Raw genomic sequence first — 20,311 nt, 5'->3', positions numbered from 1 at the left:
TTTAATTTAAGCCAATCTAAATTTTATAAAAATATATTTATTAAAACCATAACGGATACAACTTGAAGCGTACCTACAAATAAACCATATAATGATACTGCCCTACCTTGCTGTATTAAGTCTTTTATATTTATCTTAAGACCTATCGCAGCTAATGCTATTATTTCGAAGTTATGACTTATCTTTTTAAATATATCTGAAACTTCTGGAGTTATAATATTTAAAGAAAATAAAGCACATGTTATAAAAAATCCTATTACATACCATGGTATTTTTATCTTTCCTTTTTTTGTATCAGCTATTTCTTCTGCAACTATTTCAGTATTAGTCTTATGTTTTAAGTGACCAAATATAAATACTACCACAACTAGCATTATAACCCTTACTATCTTAAATATTGTTGCTAAATCTTTTACACCTTCATTTACCATAGCGCCACTTGCTACTACTTGTCCTACTGATTGTAGTGTTCCACCTATCATAGCTGATGTTTGTATAGTTTCATGATTATATAAATATCCTGAAATCAATGGTAATAAAAACATTAAGAATATTCCCGTTACATTTACTACAGTTATAGATATTCCTTTATCTTTATCATTTGCATCAATTACAGGTGCAGTTGCAGCTATTGCAGATGAACCACATACTGCATTTCCACTTGCCATAAGAAACCTAAAGTTTTGGTCAAACCCCAGTTTTTTACCTATATATAACGCCCCAACTATCGTTATTGTCATTTGTATTATAACAAATAGTATTCCATTTAATCCAAGTTCCATCAACTTAGATACGCTTAAGGTTCCCCCAAGTAAAACTATTGAGTATGATAACAAATTACTTTCAGAGAATTTATATCCACTTTGAAATACTTTTTGTCCTAAAAATAAATTTCCTACTACAATACCTAAAAATATAGATATAGTTGCTGCACCAATTTTAGGTATTATATTTGAAAGTTGTATACTTATTAATGCTACTAATAAGGATACTATAAATCCTGGTAGTATTTCTTTCATCTTGTTCATTATTTTACTTTCTTTTGTCATAAATAACATTGCCCTTCCTTTTGTGTAATAATTTCCCTTTATAGTATACATTCATTTTTATTATAAGTAAAATTAATTATAAATCTATAATCAATAAAATTAATTTATAGTTGTCTAAATAAAAAAAGAATATCTATATAGATATTCTTATAATAATATTCCTATTAAAGTTATAACTGTTATTACTTGTAGTATACCAACAAATAATCCGTATAGCGATACAGCTTTTCCCTGTTTTATTAAATCTTTTATGTTGACTCTTAATCCTATTGCTGCTAATGCTATTATTTCAAATTTATTACTTAATGATTTGCAGATTTCTGATACTTGTGGAGATATTATATTAGTAGAAAATAAAGCACAAGTTACAAAGAAACCTATTACATACCAAGGCACTTTTATTTTTCCTTTTTTAGTATCTTCTATTTCTTCTTCTAATATATCATGATTAGTTTTATTCTTTAAATGACCAAATAAGAATACTACTCCAACTAATAATATAACTCTTACTATTTTAAATATTGTAGATAAATCTTTCACTCCTTCACTTACCATAGCTCCACTTGCAACTACTTGCCCTACAGATTGTAGCGTTCCACCTATCATCGCAGATGTTTGTACTGCTTCATGGCTATATAGCTTTTGAGTTAAAATTGGAAGTAAAAACATTAAGAATATTCCAGTTACATTAACTATTGTTATTGCTATTCCTTTATCCTTATCATCTGCATCAATAACGGGAGCAGTTGCGGCTATTGCAGAAGATCCACATACTGCATTTCCACTCGCCATAAGAAATCTAAAATTTTGACTGAAACCTAATTTTTTACCTATATATAATGCACCAGCTATAGTTACTGACATTTGTAAAACAATAAATAAAATTCCATTAAACCCTAACTCCATTAAAGTTGATACACTAAGAGTCGCTCCTAATAATACTATTGAATATGATAACAGATCTGTTTCTGAGAATTTATATCCTTTTTGAAATACTTTTTGGCCTAAAAATACATTACCTATAAACATACCTAAAAATATTGAAATCGTTGCTGCACCTAACTTTGGTACAAATTTCGAAATAAATATACTTACTATACCTATAGTTAAAGATACTATAAATCCTGGTAGTATCTCTTTAATACTTTTAAAAATACCTTTATAATTTAACACGATGTATAACTCCTTTCTGACTTAATATATTCTCTGTAATTAGTATATAATTTTATTAATCATAAGTAAAATTTATAAAAAAAATAATTACTATTAATTTTTTTTATGATTAGGTGTATAATATATTTATTAAATATGCTAATAATTAGGAGGTAACATCATTGTTTGAAGAATTAAAAACATTCATTGCTGTCGTTGAGTATAAAAATTTTACTAAAGCTGGAGAGCATCTTAACTTGTCTCAACCTAGTGTCAGTACTCATATAAAAAATTTAGAAAATACTTTTGGAGTTACATTAATAAATAGATCTGTTAAACAAAAAACTATATTTATAACAGAAAGCGGCTACACTTTATATAAGAGAGCTAAGGAGATAGTTAATCTTTTAGATATAACCTCTATGGAAGTTTTAAATACTTCTGATTCTATTAAAGGTCATCTAAAAATCGGTGCTAGTTTAACTACAGGCGAATATATTCTCCCTAAGTTTTTAACTACATTTTGTAAAAAATTCCCAGATATTGATATTAAAATTTTTATAGAAAATACATCAACTATTTGTTCTAGTTTAAAAGACTTAACGCTAGATATTGGACTTATAGAAGGTATTTCTTCTTACTCTAATTTTTCGCAAGAGTATTTATTAAGAGATAAGATGGTACTAGCATTCCCATATAACCCAAATTTAATTAAGAATGATTTTTCTTTAGATATGTTGCAAGATAAGAAATGGATAGTACGTGAAGATGGCTCTGGGTGTCGAGAATTTTTTAATATGTTTTTAGGAACTAACGAAATTGTACCTAAAGGTGTAATTGTTTTGGGAAGTAATTATGCTGTTAAAGAGGCTGTTAGAAATGGACTAGGAATTACTATTATGTCTAGGTTTGTAGCTGCTCCTGCTGTGAAAAATAAAGAACTTTCTATAATTGATTTAGATGATTCTTACACTCATAATTTCTCTTATATTTTGCCTAAAAATATTACTATATCTAAAGCTGCAGAGGTATTTTTAGAAGAATTTAAACTGTATACTTCAGAACTAGACAAAGGATAAAATAAAAAAGACCTTAGAATATTCTAAGGTCTTATATATATATCATTACATTCCTAATTCTTTGAATTCTCTACTTCCCGGCTTAACTAACTCAATATTATTTTCTTTACATAAAGGACACTCATCAGCATCATGAACTTGTATATCAAGCTTTATAGCACTATATATAGGCATACCTATATCATCATTAGTTCTATTTGCTATACAAGCAACACCTATAACTTCTCCTCCTAAAGCTTCTAAAGCTTTCTTTGTTTCTATTGTTGATTTACCAGTTGTAACAACATCTTCAGCTATTATTATTTTAGCTCCTGGCTTAACTTCAAACCCTCTTCTAAGTTCCATTACTCCGTCCTTTCTTTCAGTGAATACTGTTTCCTTATTTAATTGTCTTCCTAATTCATAAGAAACTATTACTCCACCCATTGCAGGTCCAACTACTAAATCTATATCTAAATCTTTTATTTGCTCTACTACTGTACTTAGCACTGCCTCCGCATATTGTGGAAATCTTAATACCTTAGCACATTGTATGTATCTGTTACTGTGTTTTCCTGAAGATAATAAAAAATGTCCTTCTAATAACGCATCGCTTTTCTTTAATATATCAACTACATCTACTTTACTCATAATTATGTCCTCCAAAATTTCATCCTTTTTGTTTTTAATAATTTATAATATTCCTCTTATTTCATCTAAACTTTCTATTCCTTCTTTTTCCATAAAAGCTTCTATTCCTTCTATTATCTCAAGTCCTATTTTAGGATTTATGAAATTAGCTGTTCCTACTTGTATACATGTAGCACCTGCCATTATAAATTCTATTGCATCCTCAGCAGTTGTTATACCGCCCATCCCCATTACTGGTATGCTTACATTTTTACAAACTTCATGAACCATTCTAAGAGCTATAGGCTTTATTGCTGGCCCGGATAATCCTGCATATACATTTTCAAATACTGGCTTTCTTTTATTTATATCTATAGCCATCGCTTTGAAAGTATTTACTAAAGATATTCCATCAGCACCTTCTTCTTCACATACCTTAGCCATACCAACTATATCTTCAGCATTTGGTGATAACTTTACCACAAGAGGAAGAGTTGTAACTGCCCTTACTGCTCTTACAACCTCTCTTGCTACTTCATTTTTTATACCAAAAGCCATTCCTCCAGCTTTAACATTCGGGCAAGATATATTTAGTTCAATCATATCAATTGGCTGGTTATTTAGAAGCTTTACTCCCTCTATATAGTCTTCTAAAGTTCCACCGCCAACATTAGCTATTCTAACTGTATCTAACTCTTTGAAAAATTGTAGTTCATTATCTATAAATCCTTGAACACCCGGATTTTCAAGACCTACACTATTCATCATTCCAGATGGTGTTTCCCAAACTCTCATACCGTTGTTTCCGTCTCTTTTATTTAAAGTAAGTCCTTTACTACTTATTCCACCTAATTTTTGTATATCATAAATTCCATTATATTCTTTTCCAAATCCAAATGTACCCGATGCCATTATAAGTGGATTTTTAAAGTCTATATTTCCGAATTTTACCCCTAGATTAGCCATTAAATATCACGTCCTCTCCCCAAAATACAGGGCCATCTTTACATGTTTTCTTATTTCCGAACTTAGTTTTACAAGTACATACTAGACAAGCACCAACCCCACAAGCCATATGATTTTCTAAAGAAACCATTATTTTTGTATTAGTACCTTCTACCATCTTAACTAATTTCTCCATCATAGGTGTTGGTCCACAAGTTAATATATAATCATATTTTTTTACATCTAGTATATCTGTTACAAAGGTATTTCCTGTAGCTATATGAACTTCATTACAAACTGATTTATACTCTTCTTCTAATATAGCTTCACTTCTAAACCCAAGATAAGCGTCACAGTTTTCTATATTCTTAGCTACTAAGTATAGTGGAGCTACTCCGATTCCTCCACCTACTAAGGCAACTTTACCTGCTACTTTTTCATATCCATTTCCATAAGGACCTTCTAACTTTATAGTTTCATTTTTCTTTAACTTACTTAGTATTTTAGTACCTTCACCAAATACCTTGTATAAGAAAGTTATTCCCTCTTCATCTATATCATGTATACTTATTGGTCTTGATAGCAGTGGATACATATCCCATGCTCTTAACATATAGAACTGCCCCATTTTGCCTTCAAATTTTCCTGCAACCTTCATTAGATACATGTCTTCGCCTATATATTCATTTTCAAGAACTTTATACATTAACACATTCCCTTTCTATCATTATATGTCTTTCAACACTTACCCCTAAAAGCTTCATTATTAAAGCCATTCTAACATACATTCCATATTTAGCTTGCTTGAAATATACTGCTCTTTTATCTGAATCTACATCCACATCTATTTCGTTTACCCTTGGTAATGGATGCATAACTAACATATCTTCTCTAGCATTTTTCATTTTTGATTTATTTAATATATAATAGTCTTTTAGTCTTTCATATTCATCTTCATTTTCAAATCTTTCTCTTTGAACTCTTGTCATATATAATACATCTACGCTTCCTATAACATCATCTAAGTTATTAGTTTCATAGTATGCATGACCTTTTATAGCCTCTTTTATATAACAAGGCATTTTTAATTCATCTGGAGATATGAATACAAACTTAACATTTTTATATCTAGCCATAGCTTTAACTAAAGAGTGAACTGTTCTTCCATTCTTTAAATCTCCACATAATCCTATTGTATGATTTTCTAAATTTCCTTTAAGTGATTTTATAGTAAGTAGATCTGTAAGTGTTTGAGTTGGATGTTGATTTCCTCCGTCTCCTGCATTTATAAAAGGTATTTCGCTATATTTTGCCGCTTGAGCTGCTGATCCTGCTACTGGGTGTCTCATAACTATTGCATCTGCGTAACATTCTACAGTTCTTATTGTATCTGCTAAAGATTCTCCCTTTGCAACAGATGATGAATTTGGTTCTGAAAAACCTATAATTCTACCACCTAATCTATTCATTGCAGCTTCAAAGCTTAATCTTGTTCTTGTTGATGGCTCATAGAATAATGTAGCCAATAGCTTACCTTCACATATATTTGAGTATTTTGACGGATTGTCAATTATATTTTGAGCTAGTGATAATATTTCGTCTATTTCTTGTATTGAAAAGTCTTCTGGTTGGATTAGATTTCTTCCTTGTAATAACATTATTTATCCTCCTTTTTCAGCCTCTCTGGACTGAATTTAAAAGTATTTTTTATTCTGATAGTAGCTTAACACCTTTTATCTGTAATGTCAATATATTCTATTTAAGAAAATTATATAAAAAAGTCGCTTATAAAATAAGCGACTTGTAATATTTTTTATTAGAAAACTCTCTTTGCTGTAACAAACTTAGATGTATAGTAAGAAGAGTTTATACTTGTAATATGCACACTTTGACCTGGTTTAGGTGAGTGTATCATATTTCCTCCACCTATATATATACCAACGTGACTTACATTTCCTGTTCCGTTAGTAGTAAAGAATACTAAATCTCCTGGTTGTAAGTTTGATTTACTTACAGTTTTTCCATATCCTGCTTGAGCGCTTGATGATCTTGGTAAAGATATACCAGCTGCTTGCTTATAAACATATGAAGTAAGTCCTGAGCAATCAAAGCTATTAGGTCCTTCTGCTCCCCAAACATATGGAGATCCTATTTTAGCATGAGCTAAATTAACTACAGCTTGAGCTAATGAAGAATCAGATGCTGGCGGATTATAAGAACCATTATCTTGTGATGGTTTTTGAGCAGGTTTTTGAACCGGCTTTTGAGCTTGTCCACCATTATTATTTGAATTTTGGTTCTTATTTGAATTTTGGTTCTTGTTTGAGCTTTGGCTATTATTTGAGTTTTGATTTTTATTTGAACTTTGAGCATTATTATTTGTTTTTTGAGTATCATTTGTTTTAGTATCATTTGTAGTTATATTATTATCAGTTGAAGCTTGAACATTTTCTTGAGTAGCTTCTTCTTCTGTTTCTATAACAGGTGCTTCTTCAGAAACATATAAAGATCTTATATATCCTTCATTTTCACCTTTCTTTACTTTTACCCAGTTACCATTGTCTTCTAAAACTTTCATAGTACTTCCGACTTCTAACTCTTCTACTATTTCAGATTCAGTATTAGCTTCTTTTCTTAAATTAACTTTATTTGATGTAGTGTAACCGTGAGATTCTTTTATATCTACGAATCTAGTTGCTATCCAACCTTCTCCATCTCCAACTTTAACCTTAACCCAGTCACCTTGAACTCCTACAACTTTAAATTCATCTCCTGTGTAAGCTACATTTTGAACAGATCCCTGTTCTCTTATTTTAACAGCAACCCCATCTTTAACTGTAGCTACCTTATATGTAACATCTTCATAATTAGGTAAATCTATTACATTAGTTGTATTGTCTTCTTTTTTATTTTCAACGTTGTTATTTTCTACTTCATCTGCATTTGCTATTGTATTCATTGATAACGCCATAACCGACGCAAACATTGGTACTAATATTTTTCTCTTCATGATATTTTTCCCTCCAAAAATTCACCATAAGTGTATATCTTACGTGTTATTTTTATAGGTGAAGTCTTATCTAGGATAAAATACTAATACACAAGATATTTTGTAACTTTTTTGTAATTTATTTTAATATGTTATGTAGTATTCTTATGTTAATAAGTAATATGTTTAAATTTATATCTTGTATAAAAATCTTTATTTAATTAACGAATTAATTATTTTATCCAATGTATCACCTAAATATACATTTCTATTATTAAATTATATCCTAAATCTGACTAAAAGTAAATATTTTTGTAGTTATGTAAATATTTGTCACATAAATTTTAAGTTTATGTGTGTTTTTGCTGTTTAAAATTTCATAAATCATACCACAACTAAGGGTGGTATTATAAATTCCAATTATATATTTATAATTCGAAATATAACATATATTTGCGTTGACGAAGTTAATATAAAATAAATTATAAACCCCATAATCATAAAGCTGTAGCTCCAAAATTATGGGGTTTATTTTGTACATTTTTAAAATTTAAATTAACATGTAACTAGCTTATAGTAGCATATTTTATTTCATATAGTATATCAATACCCTTTTATAATAAATCAACTTTATATAACCTTTCCCACGGCAAATCTATATTTTCTTTACCAAAATGACCATATGCTAATTCTATTTCTCATTTATCAGCAAGTCTGCACCTAATATTTTAATTAATTTTTATCTTAAGATAATTTGTATTCTATAGCTTTTTTGAATATTACTTTTCTCGCTAGAATAAACACTATAGTTTGCACTAGTATAAATAATAATCCAAATAATAGTGCATAATTTAAAGATATACTAGCTGTTAAACTTTGACCTATCATAGCAGTTTGTATCATTACACCTAAAGAAATTCCAACTATGGTAGGTATCATAAATATAACTAGTAATTGCTTACTAATTATAGATTTAATAGCCTTTTTGTTAGCACCAAGTAATGAAATATTTTTATATGCTTTACTATCTTGCCATGATGTATTTAAAACTTTTATATATAATATCATTGCTGACGCAATAAGCGATAATAAAGCTATATATCCAAATAATAAAGGGTATACTATTTCTATAGACAATGCATCTGTAGTCATATATATTTTAGAGTTTATCTTATATGGCCAATCTCTATAATCAGTAGGAGAAAGTTCATTAGCATTTACAAATTCTAAAGACATATCATTATATATACTATCAAATGCTCCACCATACATAAGTAATCCTTTTTCATTATTTTCTATTGACCAACTCTCTAATTCTTTATAAAAACCATATGAATTTTTCCAGTTATCAACATTAAATAATATATTTGTTTCAATGGCATCATCTGTGCTTTGAGATTTTAATTTTTCAAAATCTTTATCATCTAATATAAAACCACTAGTACCGTGTTGGCCTAATGTTAATTGTTTAAATATATCTCCTTGCTTTTCTAACATATATTTTTTATCATTTCCAATACCTGAAAGGTCCATATTTTTATATCTTTTTACTTTAAACATACCTTTATCGCTAGATACAATATAATACATACCTGGTGTAACATCTATCTTTTCATCATATAGCTTATTATAATCACTTTCTTTTATACATAGCTCAGGATTTACATAAACTCCATATCTATCTATTTCTTCTTGAGAGAAATTTTTAACTGCTGTTAAAAATTCTACCTCATTATAATCATTTATTTTTATATTATTATTATTAGCTATTTCATATATTACATCTTTTTCAACCAGGTTATTTTGATTTTGTGATTTTAATATTGAAAAATCAAATGGGGCCAACGTTTCTGCTATTTCATTTTTGCCTAATACATTCACAAATGAAAAACACATTGCAAATATTGTTATTGCTATTAATGCTGTTACTGTAAATAATGTAGATGTATATTGTTTACCTTTTAATTTTAATAAATTATAAAACATTATATTTTTATAGTAATTTTTATTATTAACTTCCTTTACAAAATCTCCCATTGTAGTAAAACTTGCACAAACTAGGTATAGTCCTATGATAATCATAAGAAAGAATACAAATTTAGCATTAGGTACTGAGTCAAATAGTATACCTCTCATATTCGAAGTTGCACTAAAAATTCCTATAGGAATTATAATTAGCCCTATAAATCCTAATTTATAGTTTCCAACTTTTAAATCTTCTATATCCTCAGAAATTTTTATTATTTTCATTATATCTATTTTTTGTACATATTTAGAAGTTTTTTTACTTATAAACATAATAGTTATAGCTGAGAATATAGCTCCACCTACAAATCCAAGCCATCCTATCTTATAGGTTATTTGCATACTCTCAGAAATACTTGTTATAAAAATCCATACTATATATGTAAAAGGTAGTGCTAATATCATACCTAAAACAGATGATATTGGAAGGACATATTTTAATTCTTTTAATAATATATCTTTTACATTATTTCTATTTATACCAAGAGACATAAATATACCTATTTCTTGTGATTTATATTTCATAAATAAAGAATGAGAGTATAGTATGAACATTAAACATGCTATTGAGAATGCTCCATAAATCGTATATGCTATCATTTGTGTACTTCCACCATCTACTATTACATCTGTTACTGTTGGGCTAAATATTAGTAGACCATAAGATGTAAATAACATAGTTCCTAAGACAAGACAAAATACTAGTATTTTATAATTATTTAAGTTTGATTTTACTAGTTTTTTACATATATCATTAAGCTTCATATGCTACCCCATTTATACTCTTCATAAATACTAAGATTTCATTTAAAAATTCTCTTGGAGTACCCTTTCTAACTAGCTCTTTGACAATTTCACCATCTTTTAAAGCTATAACTCTGTCGCTATAGCTAGCTGCAAATGCATCATGTGTTACCATAAATATAGTTGCATCTAAATTTGTTTTAGCATCTATAAATGATTCTATAACTGATATACTTGACTTTGAATCTAGGTTTCCAGTAGGTTCATCTGCTAGTAATACTAATGGTTTATTTGATAATGCTCTAGCCACGGCTGTTCTTTGTTTTTGTCCTCCTGATATCTCTGTCGGATATTTATTTTTAATATCTGAAATTCTAAATGACTCTAGCAATGTATTTGTTCTTTGTTGCATTTGTTCAATAGTTTTGTTTGCTATTATTTGTGGTAGATAAATGTTTTCTAAAACTGTAAGTCCATTTATAAGCATAAAATCTTGAAATACAAATCCTAATTTATTTTGTCTTACATTTGCTAGATCGTCTTCATTTAGATTTAATATATTTTGGTTATCAAGCAATATCTCACCAGCATTTGCCTTTATAAATCCTGATATGCAGTTTAATAATGTAGTTTTTCCACTTCCTGATGGCCCCATAACTGAAACAAATTCACTTTTTTCAACATTTAAGGATACATTGTTTAAAGCTATATATTCCCCTCCTTTTGAGGAATATATTTTTTTTAGGTTCTTTATATTTAACATTTATACTCTCCTTTTATATTTTTGTACTTTTACAATTATCTTAATTAATATCATTATTTACTACTTTATTTTTTAAATTATCAATCATAATTACCCTAATCTTTTCTATCTTTATAAACTTTTATATTAATTTGCAATATATTCTAATAAACTTAATTGATTATTCCACTACATCATCTTGATTTATTAATCTATCTATTAAATTATCTGTTATAAAATAAGGTTGATCTGAACATATTTGGTGATAGTAATCATAATTTTTTTATTTCACTTAGCCTTTCTCAACGTAGATAATGACTTTGATGGTGATATATTTACTAAATTCATTTTTAATTTATTAAATAAAGGCTTATAAATGTCATAAAACACGTTCTATAACTATCATCATAATATCCTATTGAAAATTGCCTTATTGGACAATAACATAAATAATAGAGTATAAATAAATTTATAAAATATAAAATAGAGGCTATTAATGTTTCAAATCCATATTGATACACATCTCTTTCATCCTCTTTAATCTCATTATTGTAAATTTAAAAAGATGCTATATTTTGTGCACTTAACTTAACCATTTGAAATCACTCTCTCTTGGCATCTTATGCTTAAAATATAACATCTTTCTTTTTTTATCTCTATAATATATACACCAGTGGTATTTATACACACACCAATGGTAAACTTTATATTATAGGTATATATATATTTATAATAAACTTATAGTCTGTATGCTCAATAGCAACTGTTCCATTGTATTTCTCTACTGAGTTTTTAATACTACTTATTCCCAAACCATGTCCAAACTTATCTTTTTTATCTGTAAATATTTTACTTGTACTTTCTAAAATATTGTTAACTTTAGAGTTTTCACATCTTATAACAAAAAATTTATTTATAGTATTACAAACAATATTTATATTTCTATTACTTGTATCTTCAATTTTAACACTTGCTTCTATTGCATTGTCTAAAATATTTGAGAATATGCTACATATATCCATCATATCCATGAAATCTGAGTTCATAAATTTTATATCTGCATAAAAAGATATATTTTCTTTTCTACACACATCTCTTTTTTCACTAAGTATAATATCTACTATCATATTTCCAGTGGTATCTATAGAGCCCCATTCATCTAATTCTTTTCTTAGGCTACTTACATAATCTTTAGATGATTTACCTTTATCGTTCATATTTTCTATGCATACTAAGTGGTTATTCATATCATGATATAACTTTCTAATTTTTAGTTGTGCCTTTTGAAGCTCTAGATAATGCTTATATTGAGATTCTATTTTTTGCCTTATTATTTTATTTTCATTCTCTAATGTAGATTCTTTCATAACCTTTCCTATAATAAATATTAATGAAAAATTCGAAATTAATATTAATCCCATACATATTACTAATATTAGTCCTTTAAACTCTGCACTTTCTATAACTTCAAACAGTAGTGCTAATATAACCAATATACTTAAAATATTAGTTACAATAGGTAAAATTATTAGTAAGATTTCTTTTACTTTTAATATTGGTTTTATATTAATACTTTTTATAGTGGGTACTACCAATACTAATAAAATTTTTGCCATCAACATTACTTCTAATCTACACCTGTTGTTTCCAAGTATTTCACTTACATCGTTTGTTTTATATATTAATGATATAATACTTATACTAAGACCATCTAATGCCACTAAAAACAACCAAAATACTGAACATACTATTAATACTTTATATAGCTTTTCATCAAAGTTATATAAGTACACCATAATACTAAAAAGTATTGATATACATAGTTTAATATTCATATCAAAATTAATAATTGTTAGTAGGGATATTATTATTACCCACGTAGATATCATTAAATTTAGTTTTATTTTATTACTTTTAAATTCACTAATTTCACTTATTATTATTTTAAATATTACACACTCAAAAGCAGTAGATAATATAGTTATAAAAGTCCAAAATAATTGTGACTCTAACATAATGTTCCACCCAAACTACAGGCTAATGCATGTTTGAATTTGTTTGATCTACGCCTACTTACTAGAACTTCTTCCCCATTTACAATTACTATATTAGCGTTTATATATTGTACATATTTCATATTTATTAAATAGCTTCTATGGCATCTAAAAAAGTTATATTTATTCAACTCTTTTTCAGCATTGTTTATACTCATTTTTAATGTATATGTATCATCTATTGTATGTATTGTAATATCTCTTTGAAATACCTCTATATATGTTATATTATCTACAGGTATTTTATATATTTTTCCCTTGTCATTAACTATTAAATAATTCTCCCTCTTTGATATGATTTCACTTATACATGATAATAAGTGCTTTCTTAAATCCTCATCCTTAAATGGCTTTATTAAATATCTATATGCCCTAACTTCATATCCATCTTGTAAATAACTTAATACTCCTGTTGTAAAAATTATTTCTGGATAACTTTCAATCTCTCTTATTCTTCTTGCTACATCCATACCTGTTATTTTGTCCATCTCTATATCTAAAAAAAAGATATCAACCTTCTCTGGATAGTTTTCGACTAATTCTTCTCCCCTAGTAAATTCTAAAATCTCTACTTCTTTGTTAATTTCTAAAAAAATTTTACTTATAAAGTTTGATAAATATTCTCTAAAAAAAGAATTATCTTCACAAATAACTATCTTAAACACCCTTTATTTCCCCCTCTAAAAAATAACCCCTCTTATCTTTAGCATTTTAATACTAAAGATAAGAGGGGTTTTGATGTATATATGTATGTTATTATGATAGTATTGATGTAAAAAATATATACTAATATTGTTCTCTTATAAATAGTATAAATATAAAAACTAAGAGTAAACCACCAAACTTATCAAACTCCTAGTTTTTTAATATTCTAGTTATATATATTTTAACATTCTATTACATATTATTCCATATAAGTATATATATCCAACTCTTCATTATCTATTTAATTTTATTTATACCACATATACTTGATTTCATTAACTTCATTTCAATAATAATATAATTTTTATTTATACTAATCCTCTGCTAACACTAATTCAGGTTGAAGAGTTTCAGTGTACCATCCTCTCATCTTCATAGCATCTGCAATTCTCTTTATAGACATCATATATGCGGCCGTTCTCATATCTACCTCATATTCTTTTGCTAGATTCCATATTTCTTCAAATGCTTTTTTCATTAAGACGCTTTGCTTACCTTGAACTTCTTCAAATGTCCAGTTATATCTATTTAAATTTTGAACCCACTCAAAATAAGATACTGTAACTCCTCCACTATTAGCTAATATATCTGGTACTACAGTTATTCCATTTTTAAAGAATACTTCATCTGCTTCTGGAGTTGTAGGCCCATTTGCACCTTCACTTATTATCTTAGCTTTTATATCTTCTGCATTTTTAGAAGTTAATTGATTTTCTAGGGCACAAGGCATTAATATATCAACATCCATAGTAAGTATATTTTCATCAGTAGGTTTTGCACCCTCAAATCCTTTTATTCCTCTATGAATTTTGTTGTATGCCATTAATGATTTCATATCTATACCATTTTCATTATATATAGTTCCTGTATGATCTCCTACTGCAACTACTTTTGCACCAGCTTCTTCTATGTATACTCCTGCAAAACTTCCAACATTTCCGAAACCTTGAAGTGCTACTGTTACGTTATTTAAATCTATATCTAATTTTTTAGCAGCTTCCATAGCCATTATAGCAACACCATATCCTGTTGCTTCTGTTCTAGCTAAAGAGCCATAAAAATCTACTGGCTTACCTGTAAATACTCCTGGTTGGAAGTTTCCTGTAACTTGAGCATATTCATCCACCATCCAAGACATTATTTGTCCATTTGTGTTAACATCTGGAGCTGGTATATCTTCTTTTTCACCTATGATTAGAGCTATAGCTCTTGCAAATGCTCTAGATATTCTTTCCAATTCAGCTTCTGAATAATCTCTTGGGTCTATAGCCATTCCACCTTTTCCACCACCATAAGGTATTCCTACTACAGAACACTTAAATGTCATCCAAGTTGATAAAGCTTTTACCTCATCCATACATACAGCTGGATGGAATCTCAGACCACCTTTAAATGGTCCACATGCATTATTGTGCTGAGATCTATATCCTGTGAAAGATTTAGTAGTTCCATCATCCATTTTAACTGGGAATGATACTTCCATAACTCTCATTGGATTTTTTAAAATTTCATAAACTGCTGGGTCTGCTCCTAATTTGTCACACGCGTTTTTCACCTGTAATCTTGCAATTTCAAAAACGTTTAATGTTTTTTCAGCCATTTTAAGCCCCCCTAAAAATACTATATCCCCTCTCAAGAAAACTTTTTCCCCAAGGTTACAAAATGATTGTAGCACAGTTTATTTTAGTTTTGTGATATTTAAATTGTTTATTTTTTAACGTCTTAACATTTAAACTTTCTTTAATTTATTAATATAAATATCTACTTTTCTAGTGTTGATAGAAGTAATTTTTTCTATATTTTCTTTTATACTTTTTTGTAATTTATAACTATCCCTTATAGCAGTTAAATCATTTATATTAATACTTATATAAATGTTTATACCATTTCTTAAATTATTTATATTTACTTTATTTATTTTTTCTATTTTATCAAATTTATTTATTTCATTAACTATAATTTGTTCTATAACAACTGGGCTTATAAAGAATTTCCCCCTATAACTAAATGTTGGTCTTATTATCGTTTTTTCTATTATCTCTTCGACTTTACTGTTTCTTTTAAAGAATTTTTTCTTTAGAGAGTTTATGCTAAGACCACTTGCTATTGGTTTTATTTCCATAGTTGGAACTGGTATTATATGTTTCCCTTTTCTTCTATATTCTCTTGCTAACTCTATTTCTTTATCTGTACTTATATCCTTTATATTTATATATTTATTTATTGATTCAAGTTCTAGCCTATCAGCAATCTGATTTACCATTTTATTTGAAGTCCCTAGTATTAATATATTGTTTACTTTATCCTCTTTTATTTTTTCTTTTACAGATTGTCTATGGTCATTATTATTAAATACAGCTCTTCTTACAGCTTCCATTACTGTTTTTGCTTGCTTTGCTGATATCCCTGCTATTATCTTGTTTTTATGTATAAGTAATCCATCATCTATTATATAATCAATTTCATTTTCAAATGCTAATTCTAAAGCTTTGTAACTTTTTCCTGTTCCACTTGAACCTACTAATGCATATACTCTCATAGTTTTATCCTTCCATATAAAGATTAGCTTATTTTAAAATTAAATAAGGCTATAGATTAAATCTATAGCCTTATTATTATATATTATAACAGAACTCTCCATTATCTTTAAGAGATAAAAAATCTGCATATCCTATATCAAATATTCTTTCTTTTAAATCTTCTACTTCTATTTTATCTTTTATAAGCTGAGTTAATGCTCCTATATATGAAATATCACCTTGAGCAATAACTCCATAAATAACATTATCTTTATATATAAATCTTCTATATGAATCTTCACAACATCTAGTAACTACCTTATAACTATCATCAGGTGGATTTATTATTCCTAAAGATACAGTAGATATTCCCATAAAATTCATGCTATTTTTAAAAGAAAAGCTATCTCCTATTTCTCTCTCTAGTCCTAACATATTATACGCTGCTGTAATTCCTTGCTTTACAGCTATTGGCCATATTGAATTTTTACCTACAACATCACCAGCTGCATAAACATCCCTTTGAGATGTCTCACATTTTTCATTTATTACTATACCCCTATCATAATCTATTTTTGTAGTATCTATAAAATTAACATTCGGTTTTACACCTGTTGCCATTACAATCATGTCAGCTTCTATTATATTTCCATTTTCTAATTCTAATCCTATTACATCATTATTTTCATTTATAATAATCTCTTTGATTCCAAAACCTTGATAAAGTTTAGCTCCATTTTCTATAAATTTATTTTCATAGCTCCTAGCTGAATGTTCATCTAATTGTTTATTTAATATATATTTTGATGTGTTTACTAGTGATACTTCTAAATTTTTATAACCCATAAGACCATTAAGTGCATCTATACCAACTAAACCTGCACCTATTACTATGGCTTTTTTAGAAATTTCAGCTTTTTCTTTTATTTTATATACATCATCAATATCCCTTAATGGGTATACAAAGTTAGCGTCTCTTAGATTCTTTATTGGAGGTATAAATGCAGATGCACCTGTCGCTATTAATAACTTATCATATTCTATATCTCTATCCTCTAGTTTTACTAATTTCAAATCAAAATCTATTGATTTTACAGGTCTGTTTTTTATCCAATTTATATGAGTATCTTTTATAAAATTTTCATCTACAAAATTAATATCTTCAACTGTTTTATGACCTGATATCACATGATGTAACATGCAACGAGAATAAATTTTTTCATCCTTAGATATAATCACAACATTTGAATTTGGCTCTAATTCCTTTAAAGTTTTAGCTGAGTTTATTCCCGCTGCACTAGCACCTAATATTACATAATTTTTAATTGTACTTAGCATGATGGTACCTCCTCTTGTATTTCTATCGCTCCTGTTGGGCAATTTGCTACACATCTAGGAGTTTCCTCATCCTTACATAAATCGCACTTTAATATTATCTGTTTAGTTCTATCATCAGGCTTTAATACTCCATATGGACATGCCATTACACACATATAGCAAGACCCACATTTTTTCTTATCGTATGAAACTATTCCACTTTCTTTGTCTTTAACCATAGCTCCACTCATACAAGTTAAAACGCACTCTGGTTCATCACAATGTCTACAAATTATTGGAACTGGTCTATTTTCTTTATCAAGCTCAATGTGTCCCATGCTATCATTATCAATATTTTCTAAATCAAGAGTATAAATATTACTATCTTTATTATGTTTTAACATACAAGCTAATACACAGTTTTTACATCCGCTACATAACTCTTTATTTATTGAAATTCTATGCATAACATTCCACTTCCTTTAACCCAAGTTTTTTTCTTCTGTCTACAATTATTTCCTCTAATTGATTCGCTGAAGATACTGGATCTGGATTTACAATAACATGACCTCCTGTTAAGTCTTTTAATTTCTCTGTTAATACCTCTGTTACTAATTTTCCACCTGTTATAAATGGAGGTAATGCTAAGTGAAGTGGTAACCCCAATGCTAAACCAAATGCACCATCAGCTAATGCTTGCTCTTCTAACCATTGAGGAGCTGATAATACAAGCGGTAATTGTGGTAAATCTATACCTAATTCTGCTGCCAACTCTGTTGCTACTATTTCAAGCCTACCTATAGCTAAACATGGTCCAAAGTTTAGTACTGGAGGTATATTTAAAGTCTTACAGACTTCTTTTAAATTTTCTCCTGCTAATTCTTCGGCTCCTGGAGACATAAGCCCTACATTTTCAAGCCCTCCTGTTGAACATCCTGCTGATAAAACTAATATATCTTTTTTGATTAACTCTTTTGTTAATTCTACTGTTGCTATATCATGACCACCAGCAGTCATATTTGAACATCCAACTACTGCCGCTATACCCTTTATTTTTCCACTAGCTATTAACTCTATTAATGGCTTCCATGAATTTCCTAAAAATTCTTTTAAGTTCTTTTCACTTACACCTGTAAGAGATTTCTCATATCCATGATCACTAGGTACATCTATTTCTACTGAGCTTCTTCTCTCCTTATATGAATCTAGAGCTTTGCTTATTAATTGTTCACTTATGTTTTCTACATTGTCTCTATCAAATGGTAAGTATTCTGCATTTACCTTTTTAGCTACATCATCTAGACATACCATCTTTACTTTATATTTATCTGCTATAGGCTCAAGTCCTGGTATTGTACAGTTAAATTCTGATACAACCATATCTATTGCTCCAGTTGATAAAACAGCTTCACTAGTAAAGTTATTTCCTGCATGACCTGCAAATACCTCTTGGTAATGCTCTCCTCTTAATTGTAAATCTTGCCCTACACAAGTACACCCTACTAATCTAAATCCTTTAGCACCTACTTCTTGAGCTAAAGCTACTACTTCTTTTTCTTTTAATTTATCTTGGAAGTGTGAGAATGTTGAGTGTTGGTGTCCTGTTATCATTATGTTTATATAATCTTTATCTATTACATTAAATCCGACTGGAGCCATTCTTATAACCGGTTCCCCTAATATAACATCATTTAAAAGATTTGTTAAAGTAAGACCATATAATCCTGTTGATATACCTAAGTTTAGGCAATTAACTAGCATGTCTACTGGGTCACTATTTAAATTTGTTGATGACTTAACTATTGCATCAAATACTTCTGATTTAGCTCCTCCAGGCATTATACCTAATTCTTTCCATTTTTTAACTCTTGGTTGATATGCTATTTTCTCTACAAGTTCCATTTTATCATCTCTTGATTTGTATAAGTCATTTATAACTTTATTAGCTACTTCTATACATTTTTTATGATTATCACTCTCTTTTATTTCAAAAATTTCTGCTAAATGATTTAGTGCATTTTCTCCCTTTATAATACCTTTAGATTCTCCTAAGTGTTTTAAGTTTCTAGCTGTATTTTCTACTACATGTAAATAACAAGCTGAACCTGATGCAACTGCTCTTAAAAAATTTCTTGCAACTATTGTATCTGCATCTGCTCCACATATTCCCCTTGGTGATTTTGGTGTCACCCTACATGGCCCATTTGCACATAATCTACAACATACTCCTTGAAGTCCAAATCCACATTTGATTTTTTGGTCTTCAGTTCTATGAAATGCGGTTTCAACATTTTTAGATGCAACAAAATTTTCTAACTTCTTATCTGCACTTTCACACATTTTACAAGTATTACAAGACATGGTTATTCCCCCTAAAGTTTT

At 28.4% G+C, this 20,311-nt stretch carries 18 protein-coding genes; 1 reads left to right on the top strand and 17 read right to left on the bottom strand.

Going from position 1 to position 20,311, the window contains the following annotated elements:
• Window positions 1–23: 23 nt before the first annotated feature.
• Together JNUCC81_RS01160 and JNUCC81_RS01155 are read right to left on the bottom strand one after the other, a co-directional pair.
• Window positions 24–1,058, bottom strand: coding sequence for a YeiH family protein (locus JNUCC81_RS01160; protein ID WP_454094950.1), 1,035 nt, complete (start codon window positions 1,056–1,058; stop codon window positions 24–26).
• A gap of 138 nt (window positions 1,059–1,196) precedes the next feature.
• On the bottom strand, window positions 1,197–2,222 hold the full coding sequence (locus JNUCC81_RS01155; RefSeq protein ID WP_454094949.1) for a YeiH family protein: 1,026 nt from the start codon (window positions 2,220–2,222) through the stop codon (window positions 1,197–1,199).
• Between the two features lie 161 nt (window positions 2,223–2,383).
• On the opposite strand from JNUCC81_RS01155, the gene JNUCC81_RS01150 reads away from it, so the two are divergent.
• Window positions 2,384–3,280, top strand: coding sequence for a LysR family transcriptional regulator (locus JNUCC81_RS01150; RefSeq protein WP_454094948.1), 897 nt, complete (start codon window positions 2,384–2,386; stop codon window positions 3,278–3,280).
• Window positions 3,281–3,325: 45 nt separating this feature from the next.
• Here the strand turns inward: JNUCC81_RS01150 and pyrE are convergent, their stop codons facing one another.
• The 15 genes from pyrE to cooS all read right to left on the bottom strand — a co-directional run bounded on the left by pyrE (window position 3,326) and on the right by cooS (window position 20,290).
• The gene (gene pyrE / locus JNUCC81_RS01145; RefSeq protein ID WP_454094947.1) at window positions 3,326–3,910 is read right to left on the bottom strand and encodes an orotate phosphoribosyltransferase; all 585 of its coding nucleotides are present in this window, start codon (window positions 3,908–3,910) and stop codon (window positions 3,326–3,328) included.
• Between the two features lie 42 nt (window positions 3,911–3,952).
• Window positions 3,953–4,855 carry a dihydroorotate dehydrogenase gene (locus JNUCC81_RS01140; protein ID WP_208332172.1) on the bottom strand — a complete coding sequence of 301 codons (903 nt, stop codon included), beginning with the start codon at window positions 4,853–4,855 and terminating at the stop codon, window positions 3,953–3,955.
• Window positions 4,848–5,540, bottom strand: coding sequence for a dihydroorotate dehydrogenase electron transfer subunit (locus JNUCC81_RS01135; protein WP_454094946.1), 693 nt, complete (start codon window positions 5,538–5,540; stop codon window positions 4,848–4,850). The genes JNUCC81_RS01140 and JNUCC81_RS01135 overlap by 8 nt, the downstream gene beginning before the upstream one ends.
• Window positions 5,533–6,492, bottom strand: coding sequence for an aspartate carbamoyltransferase (pyrB, locus tag JNUCC81_RS01130; protein WP_454094945.1), 960 nt, complete (start codon window positions 6,490–6,492; stop codon window positions 5,533–5,535). The genes JNUCC81_RS01135 and pyrB overlap by 8 nt, the downstream gene beginning before the upstream one ends.
• Before the next feature lie 158 nt (window positions 6,493–6,650).
• Window positions 6,651–7,844 carry a C40 family peptidase gene (locus JNUCC81_RS01125; RefSeq protein ID WP_454094944.1) on the bottom strand — a complete coding sequence of 398 codons (1,194 nt, stop codon included), beginning with the start codon at window positions 7,842–7,844 and terminating at the stop codon, window positions 6,651–6,653.
• Window positions 7,845–8,567: 723 nt separating this feature from the next.
• Entirely contained in the window at window positions 8,568–10,613 is a 2,046-nt protein-coding gene (locus JNUCC81_RS01120; protein WP_454094943.1) for an FtsX-like permease family protein, read from the bottom strand.
• Window positions 10,603–11,355 carry an ABC transporter ATP-binding protein gene (locus JNUCC81_RS01115; protein ID WP_454094942.1) on the bottom strand — a complete coding sequence of 251 codons (753 nt, stop codon included), beginning with the start codon at window positions 11,353–11,355 and terminating at the stop codon, window positions 10,603–10,605. The genes JNUCC81_RS01120 and JNUCC81_RS01115 overlap by 11 nt, the downstream gene beginning before the upstream one ends.
• Window positions 11,356–11,684: 329 nt before the next feature.
• A complete protein-coding gene (locus JNUCC81_RS01110) occupies window positions 11,685–11,855 on the bottom strand; it encodes a hypothetical protein (RefSeq protein WP_454094941.1) in 171 nt (56 codons plus the stop codon).
• Window positions 11,856–12,038: 183 nt separating this feature from the next.
• Entirely contained in the window at window positions 12,039–13,349 is a 1,311-nt protein-coding gene (locus JNUCC81_RS01105) for a sensor histidine kinase (protein WP_454094940.1), read from the bottom strand.
• Window positions 13,343–14,053 carry a LytR/AlgR family response regulator transcription factor gene (locus JNUCC81_RS01100; protein ID WP_454094939.1) on the bottom strand — a complete coding sequence of 237 codons (711 nt, stop codon included), beginning with the start codon at window positions 14,051–14,053 and terminating at the stop codon, window positions 13,343–13,345. Before JNUCC81_RS01100 ends, JNUCC81_RS01105 begins: the two co-directional genes overlap by 7 nt.
• 353 nt (window positions 14,054–14,406) lie before the next feature.
• Window positions 14,407–15,693, bottom strand: a complete 1,287-nt coding sequence (locus JNUCC81_RS01095) for a Glu/Leu/Phe/Val family dehydrogenase (RefSeq protein ID WP_454094938.1) — start codon at window positions 15,691–15,693, stop codon at window positions 14,407–14,409.
• Between the two features lie 129 nt (window positions 15,694–15,822).
• Window positions 15,823–16,632, bottom strand: coding sequence for an ATP-binding protein (locus tag JNUCC81_RS01090; protein ID WP_454094937.1), 810 nt, complete (start codon window positions 16,630–16,632; stop codon window positions 15,823–15,825).
• Window positions 16,633–16,708: 76 nt separating this feature from the next.
• On the bottom strand, window positions 16,709–17,950 hold the full coding sequence (locus JNUCC81_RS01085) for an NAD(P)/FAD-dependent oxidoreductase (protein WP_454094936.1): 1,242 nt from the start codon (window positions 17,948–17,950) through the stop codon (window positions 16,709–16,711).
• Window positions 17,944–18,396, bottom strand: coding sequence for a 4Fe-4S dicluster domain-containing protein (locus JNUCC81_RS01080; RefSeq protein ID WP_454094935.1), 453 nt, complete (start codon window positions 18,394–18,396; stop codon window positions 17,944–17,946). The genes JNUCC81_RS01085 and JNUCC81_RS01080 overlap by 7 nt, the downstream gene beginning before the upstream one ends.
• Complete coding sequence (gene cooS, locus JNUCC81_RS01075) at window positions 18,389–20,290, bottom strand: anaerobic carbon-monoxide dehydrogenase catalytic subunit (RefSeq protein ID WP_454094934.1); 1,902 nt, start codon at window positions 20,288–20,290, stop codon at window positions 18,389–18,391. Before cooS ends, JNUCC81_RS01080 begins: the two co-directional genes overlap by 8 nt.
• Window positions 20,291–20,311 lie beyond the last annotated feature (21 nt).

This window comes from Faecalimicrobium sp. JNUCC 81 (genome assembly GCF_053667625.1).
Note: the sequence above shows the minus strand (reverse complement) of the source record. Positions and strands in the feature narration are given on the sequence as shown.

Excerpts from the sequence above, each read along its gene's own strand:
- JNUCC81_RS01160 (WP_454094950.1), bottom strand. The coding sequence starts at position 1,058 with ATGTTATTTATGACAAAAGAAAGTAAAATAATGAACAAGATGAAAGAA.
- pyrE (WP_454094947.1), bottom strand. The coding sequence starts at position 3,910 with ATGAGTAAAGTAGATGTAGTTGATATATTAAAGAAAAGCGATGCGTTA.
- JNUCC81_RS01140 (WP_208332172.1), bottom strand. The coding sequence starts at position 4,855 with ATGGCTAATCTAGGGGTAAAATTCGGAAATATAGACTTTAAAAATCCA.
- JNUCC81_RS01135 (WP_454094946.1), bottom strand. The coding sequence starts at position 5,540 with ATGTATAAAGTTCTTGAAAATGAATATATAGGCGAAGACATGTATCTA.
- pyrB (WP_454094945.1), bottom strand. The coding sequence starts at position 6,492 with ATGTTATTACAAGGAAGAAATCTAATCCAACCAGAAGACTTTTCAATA.
- JNUCC81_RS01125 (WP_454094944.1), bottom strand. The coding sequence starts at position 7,844 with ATGAAGAGAAAAATATTAGTACCAATGTTTGCGTCGGTTATGGCGTTA.
- JNUCC81_RS01120 (WP_454094943.1), bottom strand. The coding sequence starts at position 10,613 with ATGAAGCTTAATGATATATGTAAAAAACTAGTAAAATCAAACTTAAAT.
- JNUCC81_RS01115 (WP_454094942.1), bottom strand. The coding sequence starts at position 11,355 with ATGTTAAATATAAAGAACCTAAAAAAAATATATTCCTCAAAAGGAGGG.
- JNUCC81_RS01105 (WP_454094940.1), bottom strand. The coding sequence starts at position 13,349 with ATGTTAGAGTCACAATTATTTTGGACTTTTATAACTATATTATCTACT.
- JNUCC81_RS01095 (WP_454094938.1), bottom strand. The coding sequence starts at position 15,693 with ATGGCTGAAAAAACATTAAACGTTTTTGAAATTGCAAGATTACAGGTG.
- JNUCC81_RS01090 (WP_454094937.1), bottom strand. The coding sequence starts at position 16,632 with ATGAGAGTATATGCATTAGTAGGTTCAAGTGGAACAGGAAAAAGTTAC.
- JNUCC81_RS01085 (WP_454094936.1), bottom strand. The coding sequence starts at position 17,950 with ATGCTAAGTACAATTAAAAATTATGTAATATTAGGTGCTAGTGCAGCG.
- JNUCC81_RS01080 (WP_454094935.1), bottom strand. The coding sequence starts at position 18,396 with ATGCATAGAATTTCAATAAATAAAGAGTTATGTAGCGGATGTAAAAAC.
- cooS (WP_454094934.1), bottom strand. The coding sequence starts at position 20,290 with ATGTCTTGTAATACTTGTAAAATGTGTGAAAGTGCAGATAAGAAGTTA.